Genomic DNA, 23,321 nt, shown 5'->3' with positions numbered 1-23,321 from the left:
CTACACGTTTGAAATAATTTGCAGAAAAACAGATAATATACACCGTTTATTCTATTTATTAAAATTACAATAAAACGTTTCTAGAATTCTATATCTTTGGAAAAGATTATATAATAGTATTGATTAAATAATAGGAGTGTTATGAATGGTTGATATAATCCGACTCTTAATCATCATACTGATTGCAATTTTTTTATTTTCATCAATTATTATGGAGTTTAAAAAACCTCAAAAAAGTATGTTTTGGTTCTCAATTGAAGTCTTGTTTCTGCTAGGAATCGTACTTTTAATGAAAGAATTTTTCTTCAAACTTTCCGCATAACCTCTTAAGTAAAACATAATATTCCATCAATAACGCAGGATAAATTATGATTTTTATTTTTTTACTAAATTTAAGAATGTAACTTCCAATAGTTATCCTTTTTTTATAACTACTTTATATGCTTCTGCTAATTACTCTTTTTGTATATTATCATGAAGACTAGAACAAGCATGCCTTGTCATATATTAGATAAGGGATGTGATAACATTGGATAACTATAACAATCAATTTGTTTTTCATGTAGTCAAAAGTTCGGCAATTAAAAGATTTATAATTATCGATATAATCGCTGGAACAGGAATTTATTGGACTGTAAACTTTATTTCTTCAAATGCATTACTCGCAATTATTAGTTGTATTTTAGGGACAAAAAAAATGAAGAAAATGTATCATTCATAGAAGCAATAACTAAATCTCAATTCATTTCTTTCAAATGTAAACATTCTATTATCTTAATTAAATAAATAAGCTCCCAAATAACCGATGTTTACAATCACACAAAATAAGAGGTTTCTGATTGCACAGAAACCTCTTATTTAATATCCGTATCTTTATATACTAAATACATTACATGATTATCTTTTCTATGTTCACTTTATAATTGTTAATAAAAAGGATAATGATAGAAATGCACAAAGTGGTATATATAAAACAGTATCCATTCTAGCAAACTGCGTACCTATTTTTCGTTTAAAGATACCAAAATAATGAAATTCACCAATTACTCTTAGGAAAAAAACAACCATACAAACCCAGGATCCCATTTGAACAAAAATATTTGGAACTGCGAAATGAACAATATTTGCTTGTTGTAATAAAATCATTGCTGCCATACTTAATAATAACGCAATGCACAATGTCATTCCTGTACCTGGTGTAAACGCCTTTTCTCCAGCTTTAGTTGGAATGACACTATTTGTCGCCCACTTACCCCCGAAAGCCCAATAAATATGTAAAAAACTAACTAAAAATAATATACAGACAGAAATATATGTAATAATAAGCATTTTGTCCTCCCATTATTTTATTTAAGTCCTCAGTTTTAGAATATGCTATGAATTTCTCATTGGCAATCTATATTTAATTACATAAAAAACCTTTAATAATTTATCAATTTAACGATAAATCATTAAAGGTTTACTGAAATTTATTATGCATTATACCTATTTCTACGACGTTCCATCCTCGTTTGTCCTTGAACAGTCTCTTCTTTATATTGATCTATTTGCTCCGACATTTCATATGTTACAGCTGGAGCTGATTCTTCGTAATTATGCTTACGTATTTTTTCTGGCGTTTTACGTTTAGAACCTTTTCCACCAAACTTAAATAATTTCACCTTAAATTTCGGTAATCTTGGAAGTGGCATCTTAAATGATAGTTTTTTGCGTTTCTTTTTTTGGTGAAATAGATTTATATTTTCTTTATTATTATCCTTCTCTTTACGGTGTATTAACGTCGCAAGTAATCCACCTAATATAAGTCCTCCAGCTAAGAGTAGAAGATATACGTAATTGCTTGTCATTAAACTCGTCATACGCTCAAGTATGACTAACGACTGTACTTCCTTTATATCCCATAATAAAGCGGCCCATAATGAGAATAAACCTAAAGTAAGCCCGTATGTACGAAAGCGAAATATACAAGGTATTAAAGCGATACAGGCGGCAATTTTGGCATTTGCTATTATAGCACTTGTTGAAATATCCTGATTCCAAATAACTAACAGTAGTGTTATAAATGGTGCATATGCTATCCAGCTACATATACGTGAATATATCTTTTTTGCAAAGTAACTACCGAAACTAGTAAAAAATAAAAGTCCTCCAATATATAAAGATTGTTCAAGAGGGATTTGCTTTAACATTCCTGCAATTGGAAAGAGGCCGCTCAGTAGCATTAATAATACATCTAATTTCTTCACAATTCCCCATTCCTTTCAAATTTCTATTAAGTTTTAAAATTAATTTTCCATGTGATTCAGTTTTTGTATTTCTAAAAAACATCTTAATCCTGAATGTTTATAAAGTAAATACAAAATAGAAAAGATACATGACAAAGGATAGCTATATTTACATGAACAAATGACAAATCCTAATCGGTATAACGAACAGGATTTATTTACTATTATTTAAATTAGCACTATTGAATCTTTCTTTTCTCTCTTTATTACATCAACATCTAATTCATCATCGAATTCTTTAAACTCTCTTGCATCTATATCAGTGGCATAACTCTTTATTACTTTAGCCATATGCATAGAATATGGCATATGCACATTTTTTTCCGGAAGTATACTTGAATTACAACACATGAAATGTATCATTTTAGCGATATATTCCCTTTCTACATGTTTTACACCTAATGGTAGAATTTCAAGTATATATTGTTGAATTGTGTCACTACAATTTAATCGATATTCACCAGTGCTATAATACATCCCTGTTTGATCCGCATATAATCCAGTTCTATCCATATCATTTTCACGATCTATTACAACAAAGCTTGGTACATCAAAAGCAGTATTTATTCTTATAACGTTTAAATTCGGAACCTTTAATATATCTGGAATAATCTCAGGTGCAATATCTATATTAATTTTTTCATTTTGCAACTCTTTAATCCAATATTTTCTCAAATTCGCATCTACAATGAAATAAACTTGTTCATTTTCCTTTTGCGCATGTTGTAACATTCCCATTAATGTTTCAGATACAAATTCCTTAAAACGGGCACCCACATCATTTCTTTTTGATGGTTGTGGTAAAAATACATTATGTTTATTTATTTGTAATAACATATAGTCGATCGGTTGCCACTCCGATTCCGTATCCCCATATAATTTATATGATATTTCTTTACCTTTTATTTTTGAAATAATAGGTAAGAAATCAAACTTCGAGATTCGTTCAACTGATAAATTGACATATGTACAAGGTAAATTCCTCTTATTCCAATTGCCTTTCAAAAATCCTTTTTGTTCTAATAAATTAAAAATACTAGTTACAATTGTTTCACGAGATACACTTTGACCTATAAATAAATTAATAAATGTTGAAATACGTTTTGTTCGTGCAAACCCTTCACGAATAATTTGTTTCGGATCAATCTTCTCTCTTCCATCACACTTCTTCATTGCAATTAATGCTAACGTCGTATCACTTCGCTTACCTGCCGTAGCATGAACTGCTTTTACAACATCATCTACAAGATTTGTTTTATATTTTTGGCAATACTGCATTTTATATGGATTTTGTAACACTTTTTCAATATTAAATCTTACAATCTTTAATAATACTGGCGAATCAGCATTTACTACATAAGATGTTTCTCCTATTTTAGCTAAAACTATTTCACTATCAAATAATGCTTGTTCTATTTCCAATGCTATATTTTCAGACCAAATTTCTAAGGTTACGGTCTCTAATCCTTTTGGTGCAAATAAAGGAAATAATTCATTTTCATTATTTGTTGCTACCCTTTTGCATTCTGGCAGTAATGCGAAATGAGAGAATTTCCGCTGAAATTCTTTAAATAGATATCCTTTCTCCTTTACTTTTATACCTAGCTTTTTTTTAGTACCTTGCACTTTATATATTCTTTCATTATATGGAAGTAATACTCTTCTATTTGTTCCGACAATATAATCTTTCGGATATTGGACAATATGGTCTAATTCAATTTCTCCACCTATTTGAAAATCATCTTTTAATGTTCTAAATAACTTAATCCATTTCATACCGTTTGTAGCTTGTTGTACTTTTAACTTTACAAACCGCATTTTTTTATTATCTGATGTAAATTCTGAAGTAGAAATCAATATCATGCCTCGTTTTCGTCGCAAAAGTAAAGGAATATCGGGATGGTTATATTCTTGGTATCACGAATGATTTTATGAGGATTCAGTATTAGTGTTTTCTATATGATTAAGTCTATATTTGAAGGTGACATATCAGCGATATTTTTATCTATTTCTTATATGTGTTAGCAAGTTCGTTTGCAAACTTGTTAGCACTTTTTTGTTTAGATAATACACGCATTTCTTCTTTAATACCTCTTCTTACTAAATCCCTCTTAATAATCAAAATTTATATATATAATTTAAATAATTTATGGTATGGTTTCATATGTTAATCAATTACAACACTTTTAAAAAGGAGATTATTATAATATGAATATAGGAATACACTTTCACGCTCCAGAAGATGAAAATTTCTTTTTATCCGTACTAAGTTTATTAGAACCTTTTAATTTTAAAAATTACTCATGGCAAGTAAATGCTTCCGAAATATACCTAAAAGATTCTTGTGGTAATTTTACGTTTGAAACATTGCTCGACGATGATCACTTTATATCTGGAAATAAGTTAGAACAAAATTTAAGAAACAAAAATTATTTCTTAATCTTCTTGACAATATGTGCTTTCCCTGAATTAGGAAAGAATACTCCAACACGAATACTCACAGCAATAGACTTTATTAATACTGATTGTGAATTCGTATTAAGTATAGTGGATGGTTTTGATATTAGTATTTTATGCAAAGACGAAGAGTTATTAACGACGTTATACCAACATGTCCAGGATCTTGGTTATGTAGATACCAAGTATCTAACAGTAAATAATAGCGGTACATTTTAATCCAATATGAATTAAATAAAAAAGAGAGTCTACTCATATTTGAGCAGACTCTCTTTGCTACTTCACATACACATAGGCTTCATTAGCTGTTACAAAGTATGTTTTTCCTTTACTATTGTGTACTTTATATTGGAAGCATCAACAGTTACCTTTGCATCAATTATAAATACTATACTAATCTCTTTATCTATTATTTCATTCCTAGCAAATCGCTTTCTCTCATGATGGACTCTTTCCCACTGACTAAAGACTGTAAAACACAAAAATTTTATAAAAAGTAAATCTTTCAAGGAAAATATATACAACTATTGTTATAATTAAGTTCGCAATATTTTTCCGGGAGTATTCCTATAAAGAACAGTAGACACTGGACATACACACTAGGCACTCTCCTTCTTAAATACGTTCATAGAAATATAGAAAGGGTTTATACGATGGGACAATTTCAAAGTAATTTTCAATCAGCACAACAAATCGCTACGCAGATGAGAGCAGCTTCAGATACCATCCAAAGTGCAACAAATCGCTCTATAAAAAAGGCAACGCGTACTACGCTCTCTGTTAATTCAAAAGCACAAGAAGTGAACCAACAAGTTTTAGATTTGACGAAACAATTCTCAACCGCCTTTCAACAAGCGGTCGATAATATTCATTCAGTAGCCAAAGAGTTTGAGAGAATGGATCACGAGCTTCAAAACAATTTTCGCTAATGTGACCACCTTCGTAAAGATAAAACGATAGGAGGAAAAAGATGGATCGAGATATTGAAAACCAAACTAAACAGTTAAATCAGAAGTTACAAAATGTATTTGAAAAACAAGAACGAAATCAATCCGCGATTCAAACTCAGGAACAAGCGGAAACAGATTTTCACGGATGGAAAAATCGAAGTAATCGCCTATTCAACCGTATTTTAGAAACTTGGCACAGCGATAGAGAATTATCTCATTTTTTTATGGATATCCGTCAAGAAGCACAACACATTGAGCGAAAACTTACATTCGAATTGGAAAACAAAAAAGAAACATTGCTTAAAGAAAGACGAGACCTTAGTAATTTAGAAAACAACCTATCCTACCAGCAACAACAATTAGTAAGGAGGACAAATGCATGAGTTTAAATATGTATTTGGGAGAAGTACAGAACCAAACTCAGAGCATGAACGCTGTATGTACCGCTACCATTCAAGGTATGGAACAAGCCATACAGTCGATTGACGCTTTTGCAATTGACACTGTTCTACAAGGACAAACTTACGATAGTGCAAAAGCATTTTTCACAGAAACCTTTCGTCCATTAGCACAAGGAATCATTTACTTATGTGAAGAATTAATCCGTCAGAACGATGCCTTTCCAAGTCAATTTCAATCACAGGTGGCTTCAACAGATGTTATTGAACAAGAAATATTAGAACAAATTCGAGAAATTGACCGAATGAAGGCAAGTATGGAAGCCATTAGTCAAGCTATGCCAATCCCGGGTATGGACGCCATGGCGAATCTTTTTACTCTCATGAGACACAAACTTCAAGAAAAGTTAAATCATCTATATGAATTTAATCAAACGTCTAGCAATAACTATACTACAGCACTTCAACTAGCTACGAGTATCGCACAAGGGCTTGCGGAAGTACAAAGTGGCAAAGGATTTAGTCCTGCAAGCGGAACATTTAGTACGCAAGGGTTGAATATGGAATGGGCGACTTCTATTCAAGCGATTACAGAAGATAGGAATCGTCAGGCTGATAATTCAATTGAAGAAGGTGCCATGTGTGGCAAAATCCCGCCAAAATCAGAAGAGACATTTTGGGATAGAAATAAAAAGGACTTGAATGATGCGTGGACTGGGATTTCTACTGGGGTTGTAGATGGGGTTGTAGACGCATGGGACGGATTCGTCGCTTTAGGAGATAAAGAGACCTGGTTAGACATGAAGGATGCAATCGTAAATTATAAAGAAACCCTACCTGCGGCATGGAATGCTCTATCCGATTCATTCATAAATGAATTATGGAATGGGGATATGAAAAGTAGAGAACATTATGCAGCTTATGCAGTCACCTCGCTACTCACAGGTTTTATTGGTAGCAAAGGTCTGGATAAGGTTGGACAAGTAGGAAAAGTAACAGCTGTTACAAGTCTTACAAAAGGAGGATCGCTTCTAACAAACTCCTCTGCATACAGAAATGCATTGCATATATTAAATAACTATGAATTCATACCTGGAACTCCGTTCTCATATGCAGGAGTTGGAAGTATCCAACAGTATTTGCAGAAAGCAGCTCCATATACTTATGAAGGTCCAAATGGTCCTAAGACAATAAGATTAAGAAAAGGTGAGTTGGCAGGAGACAAACATCCTGTTACAGGTATTCCGTATGATGCAGATGGGTTCCCTATTTTTAAATCTAAGGGTGAGGTAATCCTAAAAGAGGCAGACTTCAAAAAATCTAGACCAACACATTTCAGAAAATGTAGTAAAGCATTATACGAACAAATAATAAAAGACCCTGATTTAGCTTCAAAATTTACGAAAGAAGAAATCCAAATGTTTAAACAAGGTGAAACACCAAAGCATTACACATGGCATCACCATCAAGATACTGGTAGAATGCAACTTGTAGATTATCAGATACATCACGATACTGGTCATACAGGTGGATATAAAATTTGGGGAAAAGATAGCGATAAATAAGGAGTGGCAAAAATGAACAATATTACATGGTCCTTTATGAGTAAAACACCAATTACAGACGTAGAAATCCAAAAGATAGAACAATATTTTAATATTAAATTACCCAACGATTTTGTTGCGTGCGTGAAGAAATATGACGGGGGATACCCTAACCCAAAAGTATTTGATGTACCAGGACAAGATGAAAATGTATTCAGTGACCTCTTAACTCTTCATATAGAAGATAAATATTCGATTGTCCAAAACTATGAAGGTATAAAAGATAGATTAGTTGATAAAGTATACCCTTTTGCTAGAGACCCGTTTGGTAACCTTCTATGCTTTGATTACCGAAATAATCCCGAAGCCCCAACCGTTGTATTTTGGGATCATGAGGAAGAAGAGCTGGAAGAAGCAATTTACCCTGTTTGTTCATCTTTTACAGAATTGCTGGATAGCTTACGCGATTTTGAAGACGACGAATAAAATAAAAAAAGAAGAACGCCTTGTAGTAAGGGTAAACGTTCTTCTTTTTTATTGGTCTATGTAATTATCCATCAAAAATGTAATATTTACAGTTGTTACATGAAATTGGTATTATTTCAAGGAGTTATAATTCGACTGCATCGTTACAACGTATGCAACAATTCGAACAAGCTCAAGCTGCAACCTGTAAACGTTTATAGAAGTGTTTAATATGGCTGTAAACTTTGTTGGACTTGGAAAACCAACTAATGCTTCTAAGAATGCAAAAGATTGGAGTACATTGCTGGGGCACCCTAAATACGGTGAGGTTCCCGAAAATATAAGACTGGAAATGTTAGAACGTGAAGCAGTAGCTAGAGACGGTTTGAAAAAATCAATAAAAGAGAGGTTGCAGTCCATTGAAAACAATAGTTAAAAATATAGGTGGTAAAAATATATTAGCTACAGCAGAAGAACATTTAAGCCCTCAAATAGAAAAGTTATTGTATTTGCTAACTAAAGTAGAATATAACAAATTAGTTGATGGATTTTCTATACAAGCTGGTTGGTCTATTTTTGTTCTATCCAAACGTGAAGATGGGTATCACATTATTGCCCCAGATTATACAAAAAATCCATTTAAGGATACTACAGAGGATCTAACAATTGCTTTATGGGTGCAATTAGAACAAGTACACTGTTTACGTCAGTTAAATATTGATGGTGAAATGATAAGGTTTAGCGATAAAATAGTGACTGCAAAAAATGTGTTACAACTAGATGAGATTTATTTACAAAGGGCTGAGGATTGTGAAAAAGGTGATTCTGGTTGGTATATCGGTCCTGTCGATGAAACAGAAGGTAAATTAGAAGCATTTTATGCATATCAGCTACTAAAAATTAGACCTTCAATTATTCAAGTTTTAGCCTTACCTTATGAATATCTAGTAGTTTTTGAGAAAGATAAAATCAAAGCAATTTTAGATGATAACGATCTTGATGTTTGGAATGGAGTTACAAACTGAGATTGGTTAAGTTCTAAAATAATTGATAGGAGTTAACCGCATGGACCCCGAAGCTTCGGAAATTCTAGGAATATTAGACGTTTATGAAGAAAGTAAAAGAGAAATTTTTGAAATGATAGAAGCTGAAGGAATGGCTCACATTAAACTAGACACATACAATATGGAAAATAATTAAGTATAAATAAAAAAAGAGCATCCCTCCTATTAAAACAGGAATGCTTTTTTTAAAATTTCGCTATTACTTCACATACACATAGGCTTCATTTGCTGTTACATAGTATGTTTTACCTTTGCTATTGTGTACTTTATATTGTGACGATCCATTGACAGTTATTTTCGCATCAATCGTGAACCCTAATCCTGCATCTACAGAACCAGCAACATCTTTATTCTGCCAAGATGGAGCATCATAGAATCGTAGATTGTTAACCTTAGATACAACGCGTTTCCCTACAATAGATGAATTCACTGTACTCTTCTTACTAAACTTCACATAATATGGATCGTTCTTAATCCATTGCTCTCCACCAAGATTTAACCAACCATCCTTTTCAGCCCATACAACATAAGCTTCTGGTTTGTTTAACTGACGAATCTTAGAATAGCTTGTACCCGGTCCTTTACGTAAATTAACGTTGTATCCTTCAATATAAGCAATCCCATCTGTTACAGCCATTGGAACTTCGGCTGGCTTAGATGGCTTGTCAGGTACAGAAACATCCACGATAGAATTATTGTATGCTCGTTGTACATCTGCTCTAAATTGAGCTTCTGAAACGCCATGAGACTTTAAGTAATCAAGTGGGTCTTCATGATCTGTACCGCCGAGATAATGTGTTACATCGCTATGCGTCCATAATCCTTTTTCTACAGATAACCCACGGTCACGTAAGATTTTAGCTAGTAATTTAACATATTTATCATAGCTGCGTTTGAATTTTGTATAGTCCGCTGTTTCGCATAACTCTACATGTACAAATCGTTTATTCGCAGCAGGTCCACCGCCATAAGCAATGTACTTTGTATCAGCAATTTGGATTGTTTCGTCCCAATCGACTGCATAGTGAACAAATGCATTTCTCCATGTACGAGACTCGTATTTTTGAATATTAATAGCTGGAGCTTCTGGAGTTGCTGTAGAATGTGCTATAACTCCCTCATAAGCACCTACACCATAACGGTATGGTTGTTTAGGTAAATCAGGAATAATAAGCGTTCTATCAGCAAAAGCACTTGTTGCAATAGATAAAACTAAAATAACCGCAAAGACTACAGAAGAAATATGTTTTAATGTCTTTTTCATTTTTCATCAACATCCTTTTTCATAATTTTTGTGTGATCAAATAATCCACTTGCTGACAGCCCAATGATGATTCCTTGAAATACATTTGTTTTGATATCTCCGTCCAAAAATAAAACGCCTAGCGCAATGCCAAGCGTTACATTCAATAACGGAACATATTTTGTTTGTAATCCAATTGTTTTGGCGATTTGAGAAAGACCAACGACAATTCCAATCATTACGGCTAAACTAACCATTACATACCACCTCCTTTCAATAAGAAGGCAAGAATAGCTGCGATAATACCACCAACAATACTTTTAACAAGCCAATTTGTATTGTTAAGTATCTTTTCAATATTTTCCTCAATCTTTGCCACTTTGCTTTCTACCACTGCAAGGCGTATCTCAACGTTTTGCATTTTTGTTTTGTTTTCTTCACACTCTTTGCATTTGTCCATTTTGACCACCTCATTTCAAAATAAAAAGAGCAGCGAAATCGCTCCTCTTTGTTAGAAAAACCGTATTTTATTCAAAATTAAAAACAGCTCATGGCTGTCCTACTTATTTAAACGTATTTAGTTAATATTGATCTGCTGATAATGCTTCTTCTATCATTCTATTTTCTACTTCTTCCACATGTTCAAGTGTTACTTCATCAGAAGCCCCTGGTCTCTTTCCAGTTAGCTTTACATAATCTTCGGCACAGATAAGGCTTACTTTACCGAAAAGCTCAATCTCGTAAACTCTGCCGCCCTTATTACATAAATCACATGCAGTAGCAATCCGCATATTCAACGTGCCATCAGGAAGTCCCCAAACTTCAACTTTTGTATCTTCCTTGATACCGCAAAATTCTAGCATATCGTTTGGAATGCTAACGGTGACTTGATTTTCACCTTTCTTCAAATCAACTACTCTACCTAAGAATGGTGACTGTTCATTAGGTGGCATTGGACGCATAAATTTGTCTGGATTCATACTCATCTCCCTCTCTATGTTCTAGAAGTCATATTTGTGAAATCAACATAATTCCATCTACCATCATGGAAATACCACCCTAAACCTAAGCTACCATTTGTATAATGAATAGAACCTGCATTAGCACCAAAGTATCCACCACATACGTTAATCCCATTACATTCAATTGATTGTGTCGTTGCAACAGGATCTTTTGATTCAATTCGGAATCTATTTTCATTGTTGTAAATGTGACCGATGTAACTTCTACGTTCTCCACCGCCACGGGGATAAAAACTGAGTCCCGCACGATCATCTCCAACGAGTGCCATCATTTCGCCATTGCTTATGATTTCAAGTGGCGCATTCATATAATTCCATTTGTTCACATGATTGTGGTAAATAACATTATCTTTTGTACCAAGTGCAATTGTAGAAAAAGGCAGTGTTCCGTTTACGAGTTCTCCATGTGTTGTATCCCAGTTATAAACGGAAGGAACGTCACCTTCCACCAACTGAACACCTGATACAGCAATTGCTTGCATATTATTTAAGAGCCCCTCGCCAAATAAATCAATATAAACATAACCATTTCCTTCTACATAGTTACTCGGCACAGTGAAGGTTAAAGCGTATCTTACTATTTTCCCAGTTTGAATGCTTGGTGCATCGTAAGTTTTTGATGCTCGTCCAAGCTCCACGGGAGTGTCACCGTTATATTTACCGAATACCGCTCTCATGATTGGCTTGTTTGTAATGTTTACACGATTATCATTGGTAGTTGCTCTGAAATGAGCCGACAATGTGTATTTCTTACCTGGTTTTACACCATCAAATAATGTAAAACGAATCCAGTTTCCTAAATCTATCCGCAACGGATTAACCATTGGCTCATAATTATTAACCACTGGTTTCTCAATATATGGATTAGACATAATTGTCCATGTAGGACTGTATTCAATCTTCAAAAAATAATTATTAAAATTCTTAAAAGAAATGTGTGAAAAGTCATGATCTGGAATGAGATTCTTCCTTGGTGTTACTGAAAATTTCTGCCCACGCTCATCTTCAAAAAAGAAGTCAGCCATTTTTGCTGTAATACCATTTTTATCAATCGTAACTTTCCCATTTTCGATTTTAATTACATCTGCATTAATACCTGTAGCGGTGAGCCATTTTACAATGGTATCAGCGTTAATCTGCAACTTAGCAACATTAATTTGAATCTTTTCAGCTGTTTGGTTAATAGCTGAGATAATATCGCCTTTTTGGACGGTACTAGTAATCGCTTTTTCAGTTACCTCAATACGTCCCTCTTGTTTTTCTACATACGTTTTATCCGCATATCTTCCGTCAGCCTGTTGTTTCGTATATACTTCGTTTTTTACTGCAGCAAGTTTAATTCCCTCCGTATTGGCGGAAATAAGGCGCTCTAATTCAGTTGTTTTCTGGTTGTAATCTAGTGTAGCTACTTTATTGGAAATATCTTCAATCATTTTATCAGCATCAGTTTGATCTTTCGGATGCAACCAAAATTCTGTAGCTACTTTACCTCGCTGTAACATCGGAAGGGCAGCTCGTATACGTCCGTTTCTTTGAACATAATAACGCCATCTAACCCACTCTTCATTAGCTGCAACCTTTGAAACCATCATCATTCTTGCCCAATCGCCTTGTTTAGCCCATTGGATTTCTACACGCTGCGTTCTCATTCTAGTTCCTTTTGTAGCATTCCAGAACTCAATTTCCATCCATGCTTTTTGATCCAATGAAGCTATATTGTCAGTAGCAAACCAACCTGAAGAAATAAGATCCTCACCATTTGTAACTGATATAAATTCAGAAGCGGTACCAGACCAGTGATCACTAGTCTTTCCTGAGTAATCACTCCAGAAAGTTGCGTATCCTTTGTATTTTGAGTTTGGCTGAATGACAGTACCCTGGTTAATTGACCAATACTTGTTACCTAATTCAAGACCTGCGTTTCTAATTTCGTTGATAGAACCAATACCGCCTACATAGTTCTCAACATCTTTCATTTTCACTGTCAGATCAAGTGCATCAGAATGTTGTTTGATTGTAGATTGTGCTTCAGTAATTTGTTTACCTTGTACCGTTTGTGTTTCTTGTATTTTGGTAACGTTTTGAGAAATACCTTCAGCGGTTTTCTCTACTGCTGTTACACGCTTATCAAATCCACCCTGATTATTTTCTACTTTTGTTACTGTTTCTTTGATTCCATCCACACTTTTTGCAATCTCAGTTGTTTTATTTGTTAGAGTATTTGCTTGCTTTTCTACACTTGTTAACTTCTCACTAATCTTGCCTGCTTGCTCTTTAATTTCAGTTGTTGTTTTCTTCAGATCATTTGCAGTTTGTTGCACATCAGATATTGTCTTTTTTGTGCCTTCCACAGTTTGCTCGACTGTATTAAATTTATTGCTGATATCAGTATCTTTTTTAGTTAACGATTCAATAGATAATTTAAACCCGTTAGAATCCTGCTCAAACTTTGTTACCTTCTTATCAATTTCACCCTGTTTATTTTGCACATCAGAAATGGTTCGACTAACACCTTGTAAGCTTTCTTTCACTTCATTAAATTGCCCTGTTGCTTGTTTTTGCGCTTCTTGAACCTTTTGATTTAATTCATTTTTTGTGGTCTCGATATCTTTGCTCACCTGTTCCAATGTTTCTTTCTTAACGGATTCCACATCAGGAACAACAGAATCCCATTTACCATCCTTCCACAATTTCAGAATACCAGGCTTACCTATGCTGATATCTTGCCACAACGTTTTTCTATCCTTTAAGTTTTCTGTTGGTGGATTTATACCTTCAATAATATCAACGGTATTATTCTTCAAGCTTTCAGCCACTTGTTCAGCAATTTTCTTTGCTGCTTCCGATTCTTTTCGAATGACTTCTGTTTCTTTTACGTTCTCTTGCAGCTTTTTATCTAACGTATCTAGTAATTCTTTAGATGCTTTATTCGATAAGCTACCCATGATTTGTGCGTATAACCTATCGATAAGGCTTCGTGTATCTTTAATTTCACGATAATTACCAAAGATATATTTATCTTTCGATGGATCAGTGTCACATTCATCTGCTGCTATTAACCTAGCTTCTAAGAAAAGTGGTGGACTAAATCCTGTATCTTTTATTCGTACTGTATCGCCTTTACGAACCGCTTCATGAGATAAACCAAACACTTTTTCAAGCGCTACTGCATCTACTTCATATAAAGTAGAACTATTAATTCGCTTCTTTAATTCTGCTTCTGTTAATTGTTTAAGTCTTTGCTTCGTCATATCTTGGTCTTCTGTGTGTGGTAAATAAATATCAAATAGATGCTTACCATCTTTTGACCAACGTTGCAGAGCATCATTATTTTCTACATAAAGTTTGCCATTGTTTATTTCTTCGAATGTGAGAAATTCACCAGTTTCACTATTTTGTGGACCAACACCGACAAGAGCGGTTACTACATCTTGACTACTCTCAATACGCCGAATGCCTTGTACATCTTTTTCTAGTAAAAACTCTTTCCCATTGTCACGGCCAACTTTTTTTACTAAATCTACATAACGACCGACAATAAAAGATCCCAATATTTCTGTTCTAAAACGAATCTCAAGTTCAAACGTAGATGCGATTTGTTTTAAGAGATCAAGCGGATTTGTAAAATCATTAATATGAATGGTACGTATACCAACAAACTCAGTAATCCCACGTTTCCATTCTGTACCTTGTAAAGCAAAGTCCGTAGATTCATTGACTGTAGTAGCTTGTAAAGTTTGTGGTTTAATTACAGTCGCTTTCTTTAGCTTTGTATGTTCACCAAGTGCATAAATCTTTTTTGGACGACCTGCTGAATCTTGCTCTACTTCTGTAATAATGTATGAAACAAAAGTACCGTCACGAGTTTGTTTAACGACAAGGTTCTGTTGTATAAGTGATGCCGCTATCTTTGTACCATCAGCTGTTGTGAACTCAAATTTATCTTTGTTATCTTTAAGCTCCCATTGGCGTAAATCATCCCAATAATCCTGTTCTTTGATAACACCTATGATTTGTTCTGTTTTAAAATCCACAATGTGTAATAGATTATTTGCTTTACTCATCTGTAACGCTCCCTATACGTGACATCTACCTGTCCAATGTTGTTTGGGGATATTTCGATTTCATTCTTTCCTTTTTCAATACGTATATAGTCACTCATAAAATCCTTTATATTTATCGCATCCGCTCCATTAATACGAATACTTGCATCCGATGAATCGATTTCTACAAGATCTCCTTTTTGAACAATATAAGGTATTTGACGTTCAGTATTGCTGTTTACTTTTTGCACTTTAATATCATGTACAGCCGCAATTAATGATGGTGCATCATTAAACGAGCATATATGAACAACAATTTGAGCTACCTTTTTCATAAAGCTATTGGCCGTATCCCACCATTGGGCAAATTTTTCTGTATGATAATTTCCTTTTTCATCAATTAAAGCAATATCACCTTGCCAATAATTTCCCACTCGTGCAATGTGTAGACGTCCATAAAAATCATTCCATGTTGTACGATAATAACCAGTTTCTGCTATAATCAGATGATTGTAGTCACCGTTTCCTGCCATAACCTCACCGAAATTCTCACTAGAATTTCTATATGCATCAAACATACCTACTTTTCCAACTACAACGCTGTTTTCATCTAATAAATAAAGTTCTACCCGTCCCATAGTTGCAGGGTTTAAGTTTCGACATTCAACTATTGCATCAAGTGTGAAATCTTGTAGCGGTCCACCTGTAATGCTTCTTTTCACTGCTGGTCCGTGCCAAAATTGCCCTTGACCATAATCAGATGGCATGATACGTGCGCCATCTGCTATCATTTTCCCTGCTACAATGCCGTAATCTGAAACGAAATCTTTTCCCACTTCCGTCCAACCTACTAGAGAGTTTGCTTTATCATGCATAACCAATTCATATCGACTTATTGGCGTTTCATCTATCTTAACTGGATATCCTATACGGAAATGTTGATCTCCATTTTTATTTATAATATCAATGAATGTAGAAGGATTCGCTACCTGTATCTTGAATTTCGGTTCAGAAAATACACTTCCTTCATTCAAAACATCCATTTTAATAATATTATTCGGTTCTAGTTTTGCTTTTGCATTTCGAATTGGTCCTAATTTATAAGGCATTGGACAGATAAATTTTAAAGTACCTTTTCCCAGACTCACAAAATCATCAACATTAAAATCTTCATCAATAACAGCTATATATGTTCTGTCTGGTTTCACATCAAAAACTAACTCGACAGGTTGTTCTGTAATTAACCAATCTGCTATTTCTTCTTTTAAAGTTTCTAAGTCTGTTCCATCTGGAACAATAATTCCTACAGGTACAGGAAGTGGACGTGGGTCGGTTTCTGTACCTAATAATCTTGCGCCTGGATATCCAGGTGTTTTTAAAAAATTCCGTTTTAGAGTTGCCCATGTTGGGGGACTCCATCCTTTTTCAATTTGGATATATTTCTTACGTTCATTGTTAAATGTAAAAGAACTCACTTTAACACCCCATTTCCCTATAAAATAAAAGAAACTCAAACCTAAAAGGCTGAGTCTCTTTTATTTTCTCTATCTTGATACTCGGTTGTATATCGATAAGTACCACGTGCAACTTCCCGTCCATCTAAATTAATAGGTACTTCAATTGCTAATCCACCACCTGGGACTGCAAATTCACCATTAACACCTTGATCTTGATACAATCCATTAGCTTGTAATCCTATATTCCCTACATTAACTGTTGGTACTGCTGCTTCGCTCATCGCTTGAGATGCGCGATTTATTATTCCAATTGAATTTTCCATACCAATTGCAAGACCAGCCCCAATATGCTTACCAACTTGATCTCTCATTAACCTTGATGGACTGTGAATGTCAAAGAATCCAGTAAAACCATCTAAAATACTGCTACCGATGGATTTAACCTTGTTTAACACTTTCCCAGCCATACTACCTAGGCCGTCAATTAATCCACTTATTATATCTTTACCTATCTTAAATAAATCGATTTTTCTTAAAGTATCAACAATCTTTGGTACAATATCAGTCACAATTGTAGAACCTAATTGCCCCACCATACTTACGATCCCTTTTATTAAAGCCCAAATTAATTGCACACCAGCTTCAAGAATTTTAGGTAAATTTCTAATTAACTCTCCTGCTAAAGTGATAATAAGATTAAGTGCTGCCCCAACTAACTGTGGTAAGACTTGTACAATCCCTGCAATTAACATCAGTAAAATCTTGATACCTGCTTCAAGTATCTTTGGTAGATTTGCAATTAATGTGGACGCAATTTTAACAATCAAGTCTAACGCTGCATTAATAAGCTGTGGTAAAACTTGCACAATACCATTAATTATTGCCATCAAGATTTTAACACCAGCTTCGATTATTTTAGGTAGATTCGTAATCAGTGTATCTGCTACTTTGGTAATAAGATTTATTGCTAAATCTATTAATTGAGGTAGCATATTTATGATTCCATCTATTAAGCTTGTTAAAACTTTAACACCAGCTTCAATAATCATAGGTAAATTTGCAGTAATGGCTTCAATCAAAGTCGTAATAACTGTAATAATCGCTAAAGCAATCATAGGTAAAGCCTGTGTAATCCCTGTAATTAATGAAACTAATAAATTTATCCCTATTTCAATTAACTGAGGTAAAAATGACATGATTCCATTAATAATGGTTTGAATAATCGTTACAGCAATTGGGATTAGTTGCGGAATCATCAACATAATTCCATTAACTAAAGTCATAATTAATTGAAGTCCTGTCTCTATGAGCGTAGGTAAGACCTGTACAATTCCGGAGATTAAGGTTTGAATGATTTGGATTCCAGTTTGAACAATCATAGGAAGATAAGTAGCAATCATTTGTGAAATTGTATTTATAATCCCCACTATTGCTTCAAGTATGATTGGAGCTGCTACCACTAATCCATTCACAAGACTTGAAATCATTTGTGATCCAACCTCAAGAAATTGAGGTAAAGCTGTTGTCACGAAAGTAGATATATTGGTGAAAATATTTGTTATGGTTTCAAGAATAATTCCGGAATTTGCATTTAAATATTCTGCAATCGCTGGTAAATAACGAGATACAGAAACAAGAACACCAGGAAGCCCACCAATAATTGCACCCGCTATAGAAGGACCAATCATCTTAAAGATTTCACCTAATTGGCTAAAATCTCCCGAAAAAGCTGCCTTTACTGCATCAAAAAGTTGCAGACATGCTTCACGTATTTTACTAACTGCTAATCCTATTATTTCGGCTGCATCTTGGAATCCTTTCGGTAAGTGTGTGATCCAATCATTTAAGTAATCTCCATCTGCGGCTGTGAAGAATAAATATTTACCTAGTGAAACTAATACTTCAATAAAGCTCTGGATACCTGAAATTACACCAGTTATGCTATTCTTAAAACCTTCGTTGGTCTGCCATAAATGACGCATCCAAACGATTAGCCCTGTAATAGCTGCGGTGGCGGCTACGAAACCACCAACTACTAATGCAACTGGACCGGCAATAGCCCCAATACTTACACCTGCTATTCCAGCAATACTAGATAAGGTGACAAATACCGGGGCTAGAGCCATGCAAGCTCCAATTAATATTCCCAGTGTGACAACAATTGTTGTTAATGCTGCTGCTAATGCTGGATGCGCTGAAATCCAACTTGCAAAAGCTCCAATAATGTTAGCTACTACGCCTAAAAGTGGCTCGAGCGCCATCTTTAAGTCACCCATTGCTTTCTGAAACTTTACAGCTGGATTTGCATCCATTTTCTTTATCATTGCATTTAATTCTTCCTGGCTTACATTAAGATCAACAACTTTATCTTTCGCGCCTAGTAACGTGTTAATGATGTTTTGTCCTTGATCTTCATAAAGTGTCCCGAAAATTTGAGCGCCAATCATATTTTTCTTTGTCGCATCGTCTACACCATCTAAAGCTCGTGCAATTTCCACCATAGCTTGTGAGCCGCCTTTACCACCTTCAGCAACAGCTTTACCCCATTTTTGCATTTGGTCAGCAGAAATCTTTGTACCTTCGAGCAGTTCTTGCAAAGCCTTAGGAACTTCTTTTCCAAATTCAGCAGCTCGGATACGTCCTTCTTTCAACCCATCTAGTAAATTATCAATATTCCAGGTACCTGTCTCGACACCAGCTGCCATAATCGCTTGTACTTCTTCAGCTGTATAGCCCGCTCGAGTTAGCTGCCCACCGTATTCAGCGATGATGTCTAACTGTTCAGGCGGAAATCCGATTTTTAATAGGGCATTTGTTAAAGCTAAAGCACTATCATTTGTTACCCCTAATTCGTTACCAATTTCATTAGTTTCTTGAATTAATTCTGTAAAATCAATACCAGCATAAGCCGTTGAAATTGCGGCTGCACCTTTTACAATTGAAGTGTTAGCTGTATCGCTTACGTTTTTATTTAAAGCCCATTGTCTACGTGTCCCCTCCAGTGCTTCTTCCACATCTACACCATATGCTTCGATTCCTCGAACAGCTTGTTCAACTGATTTCTTCGATGATGCTGGGACTTCAAATGTTACATCAATTTTTGTTTTTAATTTCGACGTATCAAGCGCTTTTTCAATTACTCCTGATATACCGCCAACTGCCACACCACCAGCTAGCATATTTTCCAAACCAATATCTAACTCTTTGAAACTTTTACTCGCTCTTTCTGCTTCTCGTGATAGGTCCCTTAAATCATTTCTAACATTTTGAATAGAGTTACCATCATCCACAGAACGAAGCGCACGTTGTAACTTTTCAATATCTGCTTCTGCTCCTAACGCTTCGCGACCAATAAGACCAATTGCTTGATCTAACTGTCTACTTGTAGCCGTGCCACTTTTAATTGCATTCACAAGACGATTTCCTAATGCTCCTGCAAAATCATCAACACTTTTTCCTGTAGCACTAAATAAGGTTTCTAATTGTCTTGTTGAACTTGCTACATTCTCTTGTTCAGCTTTTAATCCAGCAAGTTTGCCTTTCAGACCATTAAGCGATCCTTCTGTAAATTCAATTTCACGCCTAAATGCACGATATTGTTCTTCAGAAATTTTACCGTTTTGAAATTGAGCTTGGACTTGTTGTTCGGCTGCCTTCAATTTATCTAGCTTTTGTGTGGTATTTTCAATTGCTTTTGTAAGTAATTCTTGTTTTTGAGCTAATGCTTCAACATTACCCGGATTAAATTTCAAAAGACGTTCAACATCTTTTAATTCTTTAGTTAAATCATTACTATGTTTATTTACATCTTTTAAAGCATTTTGTAACGGTCCGGTATTCCCGTCGATTTCGATTGTAATCCCTTTAATTCTTCCTGCCATTTTCTCACCTCTCTTCTTTAGAAATTGTTAAAGTCTTTTTGCGTTGCTTTACGTGTTTTTTCTTGTGGTGGCTTCTGCATTTCTAAATATTCATTGATATAATCAAGGCACATACCAATAGTCATATCCTCTAAATCAGCTTTTGTAAGTTTGCATTTATAACACAAAACAAGGAACGTCTCAGTTGTGAACACTTCCCCCTGATCCGCTCCTTGTTGACTACTATTATTGCTATCTACAACTTTTTTTTAGATTGAATTGTGGAAGCTATCATATCTTGAATATCTTCTAAGATTTCAATGATTGGAAATTCATCAAATGAATCTAACCACACCATTGGCTCTGGTATTTTTGGATCAGCCGTCTTCGCCATAGTCCAAACTAAATTATAAAATACTTCAAAATCTACACTATCTAATTTACTTGGATCTAAATTTTCCATATCGATTTTCCCAAGTGGTGCTAACTTAAGAAGTTGCGCGAAATAATCCTTTCCAAATTGTGCTTTAAATCGAACTGGTGTCCCACCTGTACTTTTCAAACGAATATCTTGACCATCTACTGTAATTGTCTTTTCCATTTACTATTACGCTCCTTTTGGTGCTGCTGGTTTTTTAACGTACACTTCTTTGTACCAATTATCATAAATTGATTGAGTTGTTTTAGAAGTTGTTTTTGTTTTAACCATAGGTCTTCCACCAGGAGCTAAAACGATTGGACTAGAAACAAACTTCAGTTCATTTGTATTTGGTTCAGCTGAATTTGTTTTTGTTTTAGATGCAATTGTTGGACGACTTGCTGCACAGTTATACATAACATGTCGAGTCGCGTTTACATCGCCATCGAATTCAAATAGTAATGCAAATGGTTTCCCTTTAGCATCAGCTAATTCATTTAATACACCGTCGGTTTCATCTAATTGCTCACCTAATGCATCAATAGCAAATTGTTCTGGGATAGAAGCGATGTTCAATGTTCCATCGTAACCTTGGTTATTACTTGCCGCATAATACAGCATGTCATCTGCATAGAATTCAATTAAATCACCGCGTGGCTCAAAAGTTAGTTCAACTCCACCGGGTAGTGGAATTGGTGTACCAAATTTCACTGAAAAATCTTGTACATCATATGGAACATAATGTACATTCTTCAAACCAAACGTAACTTTATTTTCTTTATTCATTTATATCAACCTCATTTCATATATTTTCTGATACATTTTTTCAGATTCAATAATCCCTTCAATCGGTGAGTCATAAGGAATTTCATGATCATCTAGGACTTTTTCAAGCTTGGCTTCTGCAACTAAATTTTTTTTAGTTGTGTAAAGCTCTATATTTAAATCATTTATCTTGTGATAGACTTTGTTATCAGCCATAAGATTTGCTGATCCATCTGCAAGAAAACAAATATACGGAGGACTTGGTACAGGATTACCTGGTGTTGCTGCGAAATGCGAATAAGCCACAGGATAACCTGTAGCCTCAAGAATTTTTGTTAGTTCACCTAATGTCATTGTTGAACCGCCCTTTCGATACGTCTTGGCAATTCATCAATTACATACTCTTCAACTGGACGAATATGAACTTGTGCTGGAACTCGACCACCACCGACTTTCGCATGTCCATTTTCTAAGAGGTGTGTTAATTGTCCTTGCGTATTATGGAGGACAACGCCATTACCTTCTTTTTTCTTACGCCACCCTTTACAGTAAGCACCTGTTTTTTTAGGACTGCCTTGCTTTAATTTTTCTACAGCAACATCAGATACTTCTTCTTGTGCTGTCAACAATTCTTCTTCCACAACATTTGCATATCTTTGTAATTCTCTAGCAAGTTCACTCGCAAAATCATTCATATCAAGTATGCTCCTTTGCGATAATAGTCAATGTTTGATACATTTCATCATCATTCATTGGAGGCTCAATAATATCAAAAATACGACCTTTCATATTGATTCGCATTAATTCTGTAATGTCTTTTGTATAAGGAATTACAAACCGATAAATCCGAGTAGCTTGTGAAGCTGAAGCTTCAATATACTCAGACCCTTTTACAGTTTTTATCATCGACCATGCTTTCTTAACTTCTTGCCAATCACCTGTTTCAACCTCTTGATTCATTTCATCTTTTATTACTTCGGGTTGTTCAATAATAATACGATTTCTAAAATCACCTGTATTTAGTGGTTTTTTATACTGAAAAGGACGCATATTAATCACCGTCCAATTTAATTTCTTCTAATGCTTTATCGATACCTAAACTATTAATCTGACTTAAAAAATTCTTTTCAAAATACTCTAATGCATCGTTATAAACATAACGAGAACGTTCAAAGACTAATTCTTTGAACTCCCCGTCTTTATTTAAATCATAATTCCCACAAACCCTAAGTAATGCCTTGTTAGACGTAGAAAGGATGCGCTTTAGGTTATCATCTTCCTCATCCCCTAAGTGCATCCTCTCTTTGAATTGCTGTAATATTTCATTTGAAATTACTGTATCCATTCACA

Annotated in this window: 26 protein-coding genes and 1 pseudogene; 9 read left to right on the top strand and 18 right to left on the bottom strand. The window is 34.6% G+C overall.

What is annotated here, in order from left to right; translation table 11 throughout:
* Nucleotides 1-529 precede the first annotated feature (529 nt).
* Nucleotides 530-721 (top strand): hypothetical protein, encoded by a 192-nt coding sequence (locus JDS95_RS22085; RefSeq protein ID WP_000371056.1) that lies wholly within the window; start codon nt 530-532, stop codon nt 719-721.
* Between the two features lie 191 nt (nt 722-912).
* On the opposite strand, the gene JDS95_RS22080 is transcribed toward JDS95_RS22085, so the two are convergent.
* The 3 genes from JDS95_RS22080 to JDS95_RS22070 all read right to left on the bottom strand — a co-directional run bounded on the left by JDS95_RS22080 (nt 913) and on the right by JDS95_RS22070 (nt 4,142).
* A complete protein-coding gene (locus JDS95_RS22080) occupies nt 913-1,329 on the bottom strand; it encodes a DUF3995 domain-containing protein (protein ID WP_000905583.1) in 417 nt (138 codons plus the stop codon).
* Nucleotides 1,330-1,472: 143 nt separating this feature from the next.
* On the bottom strand, nt 1,473-2,246 hold the full coding sequence (locus JDS95_RS22075) for a DUF3959 family protein (RefSeq protein ID WP_199690789.1): 774 nt from the start codon (nt 2,244-2,246) through the stop codon (nt 1,473-1,475).
* A 207-nt stretch (nt 2,247-2,453) separates the two neighbouring features.
* Entirely contained in the window at nt 2,454-4,142 is a 1,689-nt protein-coding gene (locus JDS95_RS22070) for an RNaseH domain-containing protein (RefSeq protein WP_242474183.1), read from the bottom strand.
* A 351-nt stretch (nt 4,143-4,493) separates the two neighbouring features.
* Here JDS95_RS22070 and JDS95_RS22065 point away from each other — a divergent pair, with 351 nt between their 5' ends.
* Nucleotides 4,494-4,961: a DUF2691 family protein gene (locus JDS95_RS22065; protein ID WP_085450204.1), complete on the top strand. Its 468-nt coding sequence runs from the start codon at nt 4,494-4,496 to the stop codon at nt 4,959-4,961.
* A gap of 57 nt (nt 4,962-5,018) precedes the next feature.
* Here the strand turns inward: JDS95_RS22065 and JDS95_RS32170 are convergent.
* Nucleotides 5,019-5,093, bottom strand: a pseudogene (locus JDS95_RS32170) (N-acetylmuramoyl-L-alanine amidase); the annotation flags it as partial.
* Nucleotides 5,094-5,395: 302 nt separating this feature from the next.
* Here JDS95_RS32170 and JDS95_RS22060 point away from each other — a divergent pair.
* The 7 genes from JDS95_RS22060 to JDS95_RS31570 all read left to right on the top strand — a co-directional run bounded on the left by JDS95_RS22060 (nt 5,396) and on the right by JDS95_RS31570 (nt 9,299).
* The gene (locus JDS95_RS22060; protein ID WP_085450203.1) at nt 5,396-5,671 is read left to right on the top strand and encodes a TIGR04197 family type VII secretion effector; all 276 of its coding nucleotides are present in this window, start codon (nt 5,396-5,398) and stop codon (nt 5,669-5,671) included.
* A gap of 41 nt (nt 5,672-5,712) precedes the next feature.
* Nucleotides 5,713-6,075, top strand: a complete 363-nt coding sequence (locus JDS95_RS22055) for a DUF3958 family protein (RefSeq protein WP_085450202.1) — start codon at nt 5,713-5,715, stop codon at nt 6,073-6,075.
* Nucleotides 6,072-7,655: an HNH endonuclease gene (locus JDS95_RS22050; RefSeq protein WP_000056063.1), complete on the top strand. Its 1,584-nt coding sequence runs from the start codon at nt 6,072-6,074 to the stop codon at nt 7,653-7,655. Before JDS95_RS22055 ends, JDS95_RS22050 begins: the two co-directional genes overlap by 4 nt.
* 12 nt (nt 7,656-7,667) lie before the next feature.
* On the top strand, nt 7,668-8,120 hold the full coding sequence (locus JDS95_RS22045) for an SMI1/KNR4 family protein (RefSeq protein WP_001060035.1): 453 nt from the start codon (nt 7,668-7,670) through the stop codon (nt 8,118-8,120).
* Between the two features lie 211 nt (nt 8,121-8,331).
* Entirely contained in the window at nt 8,332-8,535 is a 204-nt protein-coding gene (locus JDS95_RS22040; protein ID WP_080609310.1) for a hypothetical protein, read from the top strand.
* On the top strand, nt 8,519-9,124 hold the full coding sequence (locus JDS95_RS22035; RefSeq protein WP_199690788.1) for an immunity protein Imm33 domain-containing protein: 606 nt from the start codon (nt 8,519-8,521) through the stop codon (nt 9,122-9,124). Before JDS95_RS22040 ends, JDS95_RS22035 begins: the two co-directional genes overlap by 17 nt.
* 40 nt (nt 9,125-9,164) lie before the next feature.
* Nucleotides 9,165-9,299 (top strand): hypothetical protein, encoded by a 135-nt coding sequence (locus JDS95_RS31570; RefSeq protein WP_002109431.1) that lies wholly within the window; start codon nt 9,165-9,167, stop codon nt 9,297-9,299.
* A gap of 63 nt (nt 9,300-9,362) precedes the next feature.
* Here JDS95_RS31570 and JDS95_RS22030 read toward each other — a convergent pair whose 3' ends face one another.
* From JDS95_RS22030 to JDS95_RS21965, 14 genes are all read right to left on the bottom strand, one after another.
* Complete coding sequence (locus JDS95_RS22030; RefSeq protein ID WP_199690787.1) at nt 9,363-10,427, bottom strand: N-acetylmuramoyl-L-alanine amidase; 1,065 nt, start codon at nt 10,425-10,427, stop codon at nt 9,363-9,365.
* On the bottom strand, nt 10,424-10,663 hold the full coding sequence (locus tag JDS95_RS22025) for a holin (RefSeq protein ID WP_085450199.1): 240 nt from the start codon (nt 10,661-10,663) through the stop codon (nt 10,424-10,426). Before JDS95_RS22025 ends, JDS95_RS22030 begins: the two co-directional genes overlap by 4 nt.
* Nucleotides 10,663-10,866 carry a hemolysin XhlA family protein gene (locus JDS95_RS22020; RefSeq protein WP_085450198.1) on the bottom strand — a complete coding sequence of 68 codons (204 nt, stop codon included), beginning with the start codon at nt 10,864-10,866 and terminating at the stop codon, nt 10,663-10,665. Before JDS95_RS22020 ends, JDS95_RS22025 begins: the two co-directional genes overlap by 1 nt.
* 121 nt (nt 10,867-10,987) lie before the next feature.
* Complete coding sequence (locus tag JDS95_RS22015; RefSeq protein ID WP_085450678.1) at nt 10,988-11,386, bottom strand: hypothetical protein; 399 nt, start codon at nt 11,384-11,386, stop codon at nt 10,988-10,990.
* 14 nt (nt 11,387-11,400) lie between these two features.
* The gene (locus tag JDS95_RS22010) at nt 11,401-15,492 is read right to left on the bottom strand and encodes a phage tail spike protein (protein WP_199690786.1); all 4,092 of its coding nucleotides are present in this window, start codon (nt 15,490-15,492) and stop codon (nt 11,401-11,403) included.
* Nucleotides 15,489-16,946: a distal tail protein Dit gene (locus JDS95_RS22005; protein WP_199690785.1), complete on the bottom strand. Its 1,458-nt coding sequence runs from the start codon at nt 16,944-16,946 to the stop codon at nt 15,489-15,491. The genes JDS95_RS22010 and JDS95_RS22005 overlap by 4 nt, the downstream gene beginning before the upstream one ends.
* 41 nt (nt 16,947-16,987) lie before the next feature.
* Nucleotides 16,988-20,809 (bottom strand): phage tail tape measure protein, encoded by a 3,822-nt coding sequence (locus JDS95_RS31190; RefSeq protein ID WP_242474182.1) that lies wholly within the window; start codon nt 20,807-20,809, stop codon nt 16,988-16,990.
* A 17-nt stretch (nt 20,810-20,826) separates the two neighbouring features.
* A complete protein-coding gene (locus JDS95_RS21995) occupies nt 20,827-21,003 on the bottom strand; it encodes a hypothetical protein (protein ID WP_176281069.1) in 177 nt (58 codons plus the stop codon).
* Between the two features lie 41 nt (nt 21,004-21,044).
* Nucleotides 21,045-21,389: a hypothetical protein gene (locus JDS95_RS21990; protein ID WP_000415940.1), complete on the bottom strand. Its 345-nt coding sequence runs from the start codon at nt 21,387-21,389 to the stop codon at nt 21,045-21,047.
* Between the two features lie 6 nt (nt 21,390-21,395).
* Nucleotides 21,396-21,992, bottom strand: a complete 597-nt coding sequence (locus JDS95_RS21985) for a major tail protein (RefSeq protein WP_085451366.1) — start codon at nt 21,990-21,992, stop codon at nt 21,396-21,398.
* A complete protein-coding gene (locus JDS95_RS21980; protein ID WP_085451365.1) occupies nt 21,993-22,325 on the bottom strand; it encodes a hypothetical protein in 333 nt (110 codons plus the stop codon). It lies immediately after the preceding gene.
* Nucleotides 22,322-22,666, bottom strand: coding sequence for an HK97 gp10 family phage protein (locus JDS95_RS21975; RefSeq protein WP_085451364.1), 345 nt, complete (start codon nt 22,664-22,666; stop codon nt 22,322-22,324). The genes JDS95_RS21980 and JDS95_RS21975 overlap by 4 nt, the downstream gene beginning before the upstream one ends.
* A 1-nt stretch (nt 22,667) precedes the next feature.
* A complete protein-coding gene (locus JDS95_RS21970; RefSeq protein ID WP_085451363.1) occupies nt 22,668-23,021 on the bottom strand; it encodes a phage head closure protein in 354 nt (117 codons plus the stop codon).
* 1 nt (nt 23,022) lies between these two features.
* Nucleotides 23,023-23,316, bottom strand: coding sequence for a hypothetical protein (locus JDS95_RS21965; protein ID WP_085451362.1), 294 nt, complete (start codon nt 23,314-23,316; stop codon nt 23,023-23,025).
* Nucleotides 23,317-23,321 lie beyond the last annotated feature (5 nt).

Source organism: Bacillus cereus group sp. N24 (genome assembly GCF_016483345.1).
Lineage (GTDB): Bacteria > Bacillota > Bacilli > Bacillales > Bacillaceae_G > Bacillus_A > Bacillus_A toyonensis.
Note: the sequence above shows the minus strand (reverse complement) of the source record. Positions and strands in the feature narration are given on the sequence as shown.

Bases quoted from the DNA above. Each gene is read 5' to 3' on its own strand.
- JDS95_RS21965 (WP_085451362.1), bottom strand. From the start codon at position 23,316: ATGGATACAGTAATTTCAAATGAAATATTACAGCAATTCAAAGAGAGG.
- JDS95_RS22065 (WP_085450204.1), top strand. From the start codon at position 4,494: ATGAATATAGGAATACACTTTCACGCTCCAGAAGATGAAAATTTCTTT.
- JDS95_RS31190 (WP_242474182.1), bottom strand. From the start codon at position 20,809: ATGGCAGGAAGAATTAAAGGGATTACAATCGAAATCGACGGGAATACC.
- JDS95_RS22010 (WP_199690786.1), bottom strand. From the start codon at position 15,492: ATGAGTAAAGCAAATAATCTATTACACATTGTGGATTTTAAAACAGAA.
- JDS95_RS22040 (WP_080609310.1), top strand. From the start codon at position 8,332: ATGGCTGTAAACTTTGTTGGACTTGGAAAACCAACTAATGCTTCTAAG.
- JDS95_RS22045 (WP_001060035.1), top strand. From the start codon at position 7,668: ATGAACAATATTACATGGTCCTTTATGAGTAAAACACCAATTACAGAC.
- JDS95_RS22015 (WP_085450678.1), bottom strand. From the start codon at position 11,386: ATGAATCCAGACAAATTTATGCGTCCAATGCCACCTAATGAACAGTCA.
- JDS95_RS22050 (WP_000056063.1), top strand. From the start codon at position 6,072: ATGAGTTTAAATATGTATTTGGGAGAAGTACAGAACCAAACTCAGAGC.
- JDS95_RS21990 (WP_000415940.1), bottom strand. From the start codon at position 21,389: ATGGAAAAGACAATTACAGTAGATGGTCAAGATATTCGTTTGAAAAGT.
- JDS95_RS22080 (WP_000905583.1), bottom strand. From the start codon at position 1,329: ATGCTTATTATTACATATATTTCTGTCTGTATATTATTTTTAGTTAGT.
- JDS95_RS22020 (WP_085450198.1), bottom strand. From the start codon at position 10,866: ATGGACAAATGCAAAGAGTGTGAAGAAAACAAAACAAAAATGCAAAAC.
- JDS95_RS22030 (WP_199690787.1), bottom strand. From the start codon at position 10,427: ATGAAAAAGACATTAAAACATATTTCTTCTGTAGTCTTTGCGGTTATT.
- JDS95_RS21980 (WP_085451365.1), bottom strand. From the start codon at position 22,325: ATGACATTAGGTGAACTAACAAAAATTCTTGAGGCTACAGGTTATCCT.
- JDS95_RS31570 (WP_002109431.1), top strand. From the start codon at position 9,165: ATGGACCCCGAAGCTTCGGAAATTCTAGGAATATTAGACGTTTATGAA.
- JDS95_RS22055 (WP_085450202.1), top strand. From the start codon at position 5,713: ATGGATCGAGATATTGAAAACCAAACTAAACAGTTAAATCAGAAGTTA.
- JDS95_RS21970 (WP_085451363.1), bottom strand. From the start codon at position 23,021: ATGCGTCCTTTTCAGTATAAAAAACCACTAAATACAGGTGATTTTAGA.
- JDS95_RS22060 (WP_085450203.1), top strand. From the start codon at position 5,396: ATGGGACAATTTCAAAGTAATTTTCAATCAGCACAACAAATCGCTACG.
- JDS95_RS21985 (WP_085451366.1), bottom strand. From the start codon at position 21,992: ATGAATAAAGAAAATAAAGTTACGTTTGGTTTGAAGAATGTACATTAT.
- JDS95_RS21975 (WP_085451364.1), bottom strand. From the start codon at position 22,666: ATGAATGATTTTGCGAGTGAACTTGCTAGAGAATTACAAAGATATGCA.
- JDS95_RS22025 (WP_085450199.1), bottom strand. From the start codon at position 10,663: ATGGTTAGTTTAGCCGTAATGATTGGAATTGTCGTTGGTCTTTCTCAA.